This is a genomic window from Vibrio sp. 10N.222.46.A1 (assembly GCF_041473595.1).
Classification (GTDB): Bacteria; Pseudomonadota; Gammaproteobacteria; order Enterobacterales; family Vibrionaceae; genus Vibrio; species Vibrio tasmaniensis_A.
In genome coordinates, this window is the sequence record NZ_JBFRSN010000654.1 from 1 (window position 1) to 8,785 (window position 8,785).

Genomic DNA, 8,785 nt, shown 5'->3' on the forward strand with positions numbered 1-8,785 from the left:
ATCGGTGATAAGACTCAGTTGTTATCCCTTTTATTAGCCAGTCGATATCGAAAACCGCTACCTATTATTGCGGCTATTTTCTTTGCCACCATTGCCAACCATGCCCTTGCTGCGTGGCTAGGTGTTGTGGTTGCTGATTATTTATCTCCTAAAGTACTTAAGTGGGTGCTGGTGGTCAGTTTCATTGCGATGGCAGGCTGGATTCTGATTCCGGATAAATTAGATGACGATGAGCAGATCTCGAACCGAGGGCCGTTTGTCGCCAGTTTTATCGCTTTCTTCATTGCTGAGATCGGTGATAAGACTCAGATTGCGACATCGATTCTAGGGGCTCAATATTCGGATGCATTAACGTGGGTCATTCTCGGTACTACCATTGGTATGTTGCTGGCGAATGTGCCTGTGGTGATCATTGGTAAGCTATCGGCAGATAAGATGCCACTTGACCTGATTCGCAAGATCACAGCCTTGTTGTTCGTGGGTTTGGCTATCGCAGCAGCGTTCTATTAAGCGGTAGTATTGAGTCTTATTATACTCAATCAGTAGAGTAATGTGTTGTAGGTCATACTCTTACAGTATTGTGGAGTTTATCGAGCGAATGGACATATAACTGTCATACTTGTCATGATATTTTAATCTTGTGAGTTAAGAACACGAGGGCATGATTATGTTGACGCGTTATATGGGTATTACTCCACAAAGCCAAAGTTATCTATTTACCTTTGGTCTCGCACTTACACTACTAGGCATGGTGTTGACGGACATGTGGCTACCAATGGTGGCTGGTTCGATGATCATGACCGGGCTTGCGGTAGAAGCTTGGATTCGGGTTGCGCATATTATTCCTATGCGAAAAGATATCCGAGAAATTCAGCATCAGCTTGAGCATCTGCAAAACAAGTCTAGAAGCGAATAAACAAAAAGCCGCTCGTACTCTGAGTTCTGTTTAAGAACATAAGGTACGAGCGGCTTTTTTGATACTTGATAGTCGGTGGGGCGTTACGCCTCCAATCCCTTTCTGATCAAATACTGGTAAGGCAACGTTTCTGTCGCTTGGCCTACCAACTGGTGATCCATGAATCGACAAAAGCTCGGAATATCACGAGTTGTCGAAGGGTCGTCAGCTTTTACCAGTAACACATCGCCATCCTGCATGTTTCTAATTGTCTTCCTGACCATCATTACTGGCTCTGGGCAACGCAGGCCTTCAGCTTCTAAAGTGTGGGTTGCCAGTTCAGGTTTGAATGTCATGGTTTGTATCTCTATATCTATCTAACGAGTGAATAATACGTCTGCAGAAAAAATATGCAATAAGTGCTTGGCAAACGGAACCATTTCCTATAACTTAATTAACAAGTTGATAACAACTTGTAACAAAGGCAACTAGCTAAGGAGTGGCGATGTTGACAGGATTAGATAGATTAACAATTTATTCAGTTCTCTGTTTTATTTCTTTTTGTGCGTTAGTACTACGCTCATCGACAGAGACCTCTCTAATGCCAATCTTTGGCATAGTAGCAACGATTATTGGTATTTGGGTAGAGATGCGCCGTTGGCAAGGCATAGCCGAGGAGCAAGAGCACTAACCCTAATACACAAGCAAATTCCAATACGACAACATTCCGACACTATCCCCAGATTTTCTTGGGCTTCCCCGCGTAATTGCGGGATTTTTTTTATCTAAAGCATGCTATAAACAACTTAGTGACCAATGATAATTGTATACAGCTAGGTAAGTGGCGTGGAATTAGAAGACATCTATCGTAGAGACCTGAATTTACTGGTCGCCTTAAAGGTATTGATTGAAGAGGGCAGTGTTAGTCAAGCCGCGCTTCGTCTTAACCTAAGCCAATCGGCAACTAGCCGAGTATTAGGGCGCTTAAGAGAACTACTCAACGATCCCCTGTTTACACGCCAAGGTCAGCACCTTATTCCCACCAAGAAAGCACTCGAGATCAGCCAGCGCATTGACCAACCTTTAGAATCATTCCGCCAACTTCTTAGCCCGAGTGATTTCGATCCTTACTATTGCAGCGAGCGCTTTTTGATTGCGACCACTGACTACGCGATGCAAACCATCTTGCCTTATGCTCTGCCGAAGATTTATGAGCAAGCGCCGAACATCTCTTTGGAGTTTGCACCATTGCAGCATGAGCATTTGTTTAAGCAACTCAGCACCGAACGTGTCGATATGGCTATTTGTCGCCCGAGTGGCAGCGTTGCACCACTTCATCAAGATGTATTGGGGCCGGTCGGTGTGTCGTGCCTGTTATCTAAGAATCACCCATTAGCCGATAAGCCTTTAAACCTTGAAGACTATGTATCACTCCCGCACGCGATGATTGCGATCAGTGATGGTGTTAAGGCTTTATTAGACAATGCCTTAGCCAATCAACAACCACGAAAAATGGTGCTGCGTGCTTATCACCTTGAAGCGGCATTGGCGATTGTCGATAGAATGCCGTTGGTGATTACTGTACCTGCTGATTTGGCTTACTTGGTGGCAGAGCGTTATGACTTAGTCGTCAAGCCATTACCATTTGAATTTATGCCGTTTGATTACTCACTGATCTGGCACTCGCGATGTGATTCTTCTGCTTCACAACAGTGGTTAAGAAGAGTGGTAAAAGAAGAGTGTGGTGAGCTGATTCAAAAACGAATTGCGGATGTCGGTTTGGGTTAACTAGGACTGAGTCTGGGCTCACTAGACCCGAATAACAAAAACGCAAAAGGGCTGATAAAAATCAGCCCTTTGTTGTTTTGGGTTATCCAAGCCTAAAGCTGTTGCTTAAGGTTTGATAACTTTATGTTTGAGAATCTATAGTTTAATGACTACGCGACCAGTGATTTGACCGTTAGTGATGTCTTCTGCAGCTTGAATTGCGCCATCTAAAGGCACTTCTTTAGTCGCTTGGCCGTAGAAAGACTCAGGTAGTAGTTCAGCCAGTTGCTCCCACGCTTTAATACGTTTTTCACGAGGGCACATTACGGAATCCACACCTTGTAGGCGAACGTTACGTAGAATGAATGGCATTACTGTAGTTGGTAAATCAAAACCACCTGCTAGGCCACACATTGCAACCGCGCCGTTGTAATCAATTTGTGCCAATACTTTCGCAAGTACTTTGCTACCTACTGTATCGATAGCACCAGCCCACAGTTGTTTCTCAAGTGGTTTCGCTGGTTCTTCTAATTCAGCACGCTCTACAATGCGTGTTGCACCTAGTGATTTTAGAAGCTCGCCATTTTCTGAAGCTCGGCCAGTAACCGCTGCTACTTTGTAGCCTAGTTGGTTTAACAGCGTAATAGACACGCTGCCTACGCCGCCACTAGCACCCGTTACTAGGATTTCACCGTCTTCTGGTTTGATGCCTGCATCTACGATAGCTTGCACACAAAGCATAGCGGTGAAACCAGCGGTACCAATCGCCATGACTTTCTTAGCGTCTAGACCCGCTGGCATTGGCACTAACCAATCACCGTTTAGGCTGGCTTTCTCAGCCATGCCACCCCAGTGACCTTCACCAACACCCCAACCCGTTAGAACAACTTCGTCGCCTGCTTTGTAGCGCGGGTCATCAGATTGTGAAACCACGCCAGAAAGGTCAATGCCAGGAACCATAGGGAAGTTGCGAACAATGCGCCCTTTACCTGTTATCGCCAAACCATCTTTGTAGTTCAAAGAAGAGTAGCTCACATCAACTTTCACGTTACCTTCTGGTAATTGAGACTCATCAATTTGAGAAACTGATGCGATAGTTTTTTTGTCTTCTTGGTTTAGTACAAGTGCTTTAAACATGATCTGCTCCGTAGGAGGAATATTAGGAAACTGAAGTAACTTTAGTTGAATCATCCGAGAAAAAATAATGAAACATCAACATTGAATCTATGCGTTTTGTGCATAGATATCAGTGTTGGTTTTTCTCTCGCTGAACGCAATCGATGCATTGTTGGATGCCAAGTAATAAAAAGTGCAGCTATATAAATATAGCTGCACAAAAGATTACCCTACAAGTATTAAAACCAGTGATCGCTATGGGCGTTCAAATACCGTTGCAATACCTTGGCCTAAACCAATACACATGGTCGCCAAGCCGTATTTCACGTCTTGTGCTTCCATCAGGTTGATTAGGGTCGTCGAGATACGAGAACCAGAACAGCCCAGTGGGTGACCAAGAGCAATCGCACCACCGTTAAGGTTTACTTTCTCGTCAACCACATCCAGTAGACCGAGGTCTTTCGCACATGGAAGAGATTGAGCAGCAAACGCTTCGTTTAGCTCAATCACACCCATATCTTCGATGGTTAGGCCTGCACGTTTAAGTGCTTTTTTCGTCGCTGGTACTGGGCCGTAACCCATGATTGAAGGATCGCAGCCAGCGATAGCCATCGACTTCACGCGAGCGCGAATCTTCAGGCCAAGTGCGTTGGCTTTCTCTTCGCTCATGATAAGCATTGCCGATGCACCATCAGACAGTGCTGATGAAGTACCTGCTGTTACCGTACCGTTTGCTGGGTCAAATACCGGGCGAAGCTGAGATAAGCCTTCAACCGTAGTTTCTGGGCGAATGACTTCATCGTAATCCAGAGTGAACAGTGAACCGTCTGCTGCGTGAGCTTCTGTTGGCAGGATTTCGTTTTTGAAACGACCTTCAACTGTTGCTGCTTGAGCTCGAGCATGTGAGCGTGCTGCGAATGCATCTTGGTCTTCACGGCTAATACCGTGCATTTTGCCTAGCATCTCAGCCGTTAGACCCATCATGCCGGCCGCTTTCGCTACGTGTTTAGACATGCCAGGGTGAAAATCAACACCATGGTTCATTGGTACGTGACCCATATGTTCGACACCACCGATCAGGCAGATTTCAGCATCACCAACCATGATAGAGCGGGTTGCATCATGTAGAGCTTGCATAGATGAGCCACATAAACGGTTGACCGTTACCGCACCAATCTCAATCGGCAGACCAGCAAGTAAAGCAGCGTTACGTGCAACGTTGAAGCCTTGCTCTAGCGTTTGTTGTACACAACCCCAGTAAATGTCTTCAATTTCGACAGGGTTTACTTCTGGGTTGCGCTCTAAAATGCCTTTCATCAAATGTGCCGACAGATCTTCAGCACGAGTGTGACGGAAAGCTCCACCTTTGGAACGTCCCATTGGGGTACGAAGGCAATCAACAACAACTACATTATTCATTTTGCTATTCCTTTTCCAAATGTGGGTTACAGAGAACTTGCTTGTTGGCCGTCGTAAAAGCTTTCGCCTTTCGCTGCCATATCAAGCAATAGTTGAGGAACTTGGTACATTGCACCTAAGTCTTGGTAGCTCTTCGCCATTTCAACGAAGTTACCAATACCCACACTGTCTAAGTAGCGGAATACGCCGCCTCTGAATGGAGGGAAGCCTAAACCGTAAACCAGTGCCATATCCGCTTCTTGCGGTGTCGCGATGATGCCTTCTTCTAAACAAAGCACCACTTCGTTGATCATAGGAATCATCACACGTTGGATAATTGTCTGGTCATCAAAGTCTTGTGGTTGTTGGCATACGTCAGCCAGGATAGGAAGAATGTCTTCAGAGAATGTCTTCTTAGGACGACCGCGTTTGTCTACGCTGTACGTGTAGAAACCGCTGCCGTTCTTCTGGCCGTATTTTTCAGCGACGTAAAGTGCGTCAATTGCATCACGACCTTCTTTACCCATACGCTCTGGGAAACCTTGCGCCATTACTGCTTGTGCATGATGTGCTGTGTCTAAACCTACAACGTCTAGCAAGTAAGCAGGGCCCATTGGCCAACCGAACTTACGCTCCATGACTTTATCGATCTTAGTGAAGTCAGCACCGTCACGTAGCAACATGCTGAAACCGCCAAAGTAAGGGAAAAGTACACGGTTAACGAAGAAGCCTGGGCAATCATTAACAACGATAGGGGATTTACCCATCTTCGCTGCGTAAGCAACCACGCGATTAATGGTTTCTTCTGAAGTATGCTCGCCACGGATGATCTCAACCAAAGGCATGCGGTGTACTGGGTTAAAGAAGTGCATACCACAGAAGTTTTCTGGGCGTTTTAGAGATTTTGCTAGCAGGTTGATCGGAATCGTTGAGGTGTTTGATGTAAGAACTGTGTCTTCACCCACCAGACCTTCCACTTCACTCAGTACTGCTGCTTTTACTTTAGGGTTTTCTACAACGGCTTCCACAATCACATCTGACTGTTCAACACCTGCGTAATGTAAGCTTGGGGTAATAGAAGACAGAATGCCTGCCATCTTGAATCCATCTAGGCGACCGCGTGATAAGCGTTTATTCAACAGCTTAGATGCTTCGTTCATACCAAGATCTAGAGACGCCTGTGCGATGTCTTTCATCATCACTGGCACGCCCTTTAACGCTGACTGGTAAGCAATACCGCCACCCATGATGCCAGCACCAAGTACCGCTGCTCGTTCAGTCGCTTTGTTTGCAGACTTACCAGCTTGTTTCGCTAGGCCTTTGATGTATTGGTCATTAAGGAATAAGCCGACCAATGCTTTCGCTTCTTCAGATTTCGCTAGCTTAACGAAGTGTTTACGCTCGATGTCTAGTGCTGCATCGCGATCGCTACGTGCTGCTTCTTCGATAGCGATAACCGAGGTGATAGGTGCTGGGTAATGAGGCCCTGCTTTTTGAGCAACTAAGCCTTTCGCCATGGTAAAGCTCATCATCGCTTCTAGTTTGCTTAATGAAAGCGCTGATGTTTTTTGTTTACGACGTAGCTGCCAATCGAGTTTTTCATTGGCTGCTAGAGAAACAGTGTTAATCGCTGATTCTAATAGTTGGTCTGTTTCAACAATCGCATCTAACAAGCCAACTTTAAGTGCTTCATCTGCACGGCATGCTTTGCCTTGCGTGATAATTTCCATTGCACTGTCAGCACCGATAACACGTGGCAGACGCACACAACCACCAAAGCCAGGCATGATGCCAAGTTTGGTTTCTGGTAGGCCTATGCTGGTGGTCTTGTCACCGATACGGAAATCGGTAGCGAGTACACATTCACAGCCGCCGCCAAGGGCATGGCCACGCATCATTGAAAGAGTTGGGACAGGAAGGTCTTCGAGCTTGCTGAAAATTGAATTAGCGAATCTTAACCATTCATCAAGTTCGGCTTCTGGCTTAGCAAATAGGCCAAGAAATTCAGTGATGTCTGCGCCTACGATGAACGCGTCTTTGTTTGAAGTTAAGATTAAACCACGTAATCCAGCGTGAGCATTAAGAGCATCTAACGCTTTATCTAGTGATTCTAAAGTAGCAAGGTCGAGTTTGTTTACAGAGGCCGGAGCACAGAAGCTAAGTTCTGCAATACCATCTTGTAATTCCTTTACCTGTAAGGTGTTAGCTTGGTAAATCATTGTCTATCTCCATGACATACAATCCACGATTGTTTGAGAGAATCTTGTTATCTTTCTATTATTGTAGAATACCTGGTAAGACCAGTTATTCTAGTCTGTACCTCTGCCTGGTGAATTTCAATACATTTTTTAAACAATTGTTTAACATTGTGCGATGGCACAGATCCTCTAACCCTTATTATTCACGCGTGATACACTTCGCCGCTCTTATTAATTAAGTTAACGATATGAATGAACAGCCCTATTTAATACCGTCAGCGTCGGCTCTGTTTGAAGAAGAGATAAAGAAGAGCGTCTTCATTACTCATCTTGCTCATACTCCAAGTGTAGAAGCTGCTAAACAGTTCGTAGAACAGGTAAAAAAAGAGCATTCATCAGCGCGACATAATTGTTGGGGTTTTGCTGCAGGGCGACCTGAAGACTCAATGCAATGGGGCTTTAGTGACGATGGAGAGCCATCTGGTACTGCGGGTAAGCCTATCTTGGCGCAACTGTCTGGTTCTGGCGTTGGTGAACTGACGGCTGTTGTTACTCGTTATTCTGGCGGAATCAAGCTTGGAACGGGTGGCCTAGTAAAGGCTTACGGTGGTGGAGTGCAACAAGCTCTCAAGCTGCTTCAAACTATCGAGAAAAAAATAACCACAAAATTACGGCTAGAGTTAGACTATGGCTTTGTGCCAATTGCGCAATCCATTATGGCTCAGCATCAGGCTGTTGAAGTCCAAGCGGATTATGGTGTGCAAGTTGAGCTTATTATTGAAATAGAGCTCCTTCAGGTAGATTCGTTTACCCAAACCATGATCAATAAAAGCGGTGCTAAGGCACTGGTAACGAAAGTCAAAGACAACTAGGAAGTGTGAAGCATTTCGCTTCGTTCAATAGCTCATGCAATTTCGCTCAATTATTCGAATCGTCGGATTATTATTAGCACTTTTTAGTGTATCAATGCTCGCACCTGCGCTCGTCGCACTGATCTATCGAGATGGTGCGGGTGTGCCATTTGTGACGACTTTCTTTGTTCTATTATTTTTTGGAGCAACTTGCTGGTTTCCAAACCGACGCTATAAACATGAATTGAAGGCGCGAGATGGCTTTTTGATTGTTGTTTTGTTCTGGACGGTAATCGGCAGTGCGGGTGCGTTACCGTTTTTGATCGCTGATAACCCGAGTGTTTCGGTAACCGATGCTTTCTTCGAATCCTTTTCTGCATTAACTACAACTGGTGCGACGGTTATTGTCGGCCTTGATGATCTCCCTAAGGCAATTCTGTTTTACCGTCAGTTCCTACAATGGTTTGGTGGTATGGGTATCATCGTATTGGCGGTAGCCATTCTTCCTGTTCTGGGTATCGGTGGTATGCAGCTGTATCGTGCTGAAATCCCAGGTCCTG

10 protein-coding genes are annotated in these 8,785 nt (G+C 45.4%); 6 read left to right on the forward strand and 4 right to left on the reverse strand.

Features of this window, described 5'->3' with window-relative positions; genetic code table 11:
* The coding region (locus AB4496_RS17775) for a TMEM165/GDT1 family protein (RefSeq protein ID WP_372131515.1) at positions 1-510 on the forward strand (510 nt) is incomplete at its 5' end.
* 151 nt (positions 511-661) lie between these two features.
* Positions 662-916 (forward strand): hypothetical protein, encoded by a 255-nt coding sequence (locus AB4496_RS17780; RefSeq protein ID WP_009848161.1) that lies wholly within the window; start codon positions 662-664, stop codon positions 914-916.
* Positions 917-999: 83 nt separating this feature from the next.
* On the opposite strand, the gene tusA is transcribed toward AB4496_RS17780, so the two are convergent.
* Positions 1,000-1,251, reverse strand: a complete 252-nt coding sequence (tusA, locus tag AB4496_RS17785) for a sulfurtransferase TusA (RefSeq protein WP_004736675.1) — start codon at positions 1,249-1,251, stop codon at positions 1,000-1,002.
* A gap of 149 nt (positions 1,252-1,400) precedes the next feature.
* On the opposite strand from tusA, the gene AB4496_RS17790 reads away from it, so the two are divergent.
* The gene (locus tag AB4496_RS17790; protein WP_004736674.1) at positions 1,401-1,586 is read left to right on the forward strand and encodes a hypothetical protein; all 186 of its coding nucleotides are present in this window, start codon (positions 1,401-1,403) and stop codon (positions 1,584-1,586) included.
* Positions 1,587-1,741: 155 nt separating this feature from the next.
* On the forward strand, positions 1,742-2,683 hold the full coding sequence (locus tag AB4496_RS17795) for a LysR family transcriptional regulator (protein ID WP_017099657.1): 942 nt from the start codon (positions 1,742-1,744) through the stop codon (positions 2,681-2,683).
* Positions 2,684-2,818: 135 nt separating this feature from the next.
* Here AB4496_RS17795 and AB4496_RS17800 read toward each other — a convergent pair whose 3' ends face one another.
* The 3 genes from AB4496_RS17800 to fadB form a co-directional block, all read right to left on the reverse strand.
* A complete protein-coding gene (locus tag AB4496_RS17800; RefSeq protein WP_017099656.1) occupies positions 2,819-3,799 on the reverse strand; it encodes an MDR family oxidoreductase in 981 nt (326 codons plus the stop codon).
* Between the two features lie 234 nt (positions 3,800-4,033).
* On the reverse strand, positions 4,034-5,197 hold the full coding sequence (fadA, locus tag AB4496_RS17805; protein WP_016784138.1) for an acetyl-CoA C-acyltransferase FadA: 1,164 nt from the start codon (positions 5,195-5,197) through the stop codon (positions 4,034-4,036).
* A 26-nt stretch (positions 5,198-5,223) separates the two neighbouring features.
* The gene (fadB, locus tag AB4496_RS17810; RefSeq protein WP_009848167.1) at positions 5,224-7,395 is read right to left on the reverse strand and encodes a fatty acid oxidation complex subunit alpha FadB; all 2,172 of its coding nucleotides are present in this window, start codon (positions 7,393-7,395) and stop codon (positions 5,224-5,226) included.
* A 227-nt stretch (positions 7,396-7,622) separates the two neighbouring features.
* Here fadB and AB4496_RS17815 point away from each other — a divergent pair, with 227 nt between their 5' ends.
* A complete protein-coding gene (locus AB4496_RS17815; protein ID WP_009848168.1) occupies positions 7,623-8,246 on the forward strand; it encodes a YigZ family protein in 624 nt (207 codons plus the stop codon).
* Between the two features lie 34 nt (positions 8,247-8,280).
* Positions 8,281-8,785 (forward strand): potassium transporter TrkG (locus AB4496_RS17820; protein WP_372131517.1); only part of this gene is annotated, 505 nt, incomplete at its 3' end.

Bases quoted from the DNA above. Each gene is read 5' to 3' on its own strand.
- AB4496_RS17780 (WP_009848161.1), top strand. From the start codon at position 662: ATGATTATGTTGACGCGTTATATGGGTATTACTCCACAAAGCCAAAGT.
- tusA (WP_004736675.1), bottom strand. From the start codon at position 1,251: ATGACATTCAAACCTGAACTGGCAACCCACACTTTAGAAGCTGAAGGC.
- AB4496_RS17790 (WP_004736674.1), top strand. From the start codon at position 1,401: ATGTTGACAGGATTAGATAGATTAACAATTTATTCAGTTCTCTGTTTT.
- AB4496_RS17800 (WP_017099656.1), bottom strand. From the start codon at position 3,799: ATGTTTAAAGCACTTGTACTAAACCAAGAAGACAAAAAAACTATCGCA.
- fadA (WP_016784138.1), bottom strand. From the start codon at position 5,197: ATGAATAATGTAGTTGTTGTTGATTGCCTTCGTACCCCAATGGGACGT.
- fadB (WP_009848167.1), bottom strand. From the start codon at position 7,395: ATGATTTACCAAGCTAACACCTTACAGGTAAAGGAATTACAAGATGGT.
- AB4496_RS17815 (WP_009848168.1), top strand. From the start codon at position 7,623: ATGAATGAACAGCCCTATTTAATACCGTCAGCGTCGGCTCTGTTTGAA.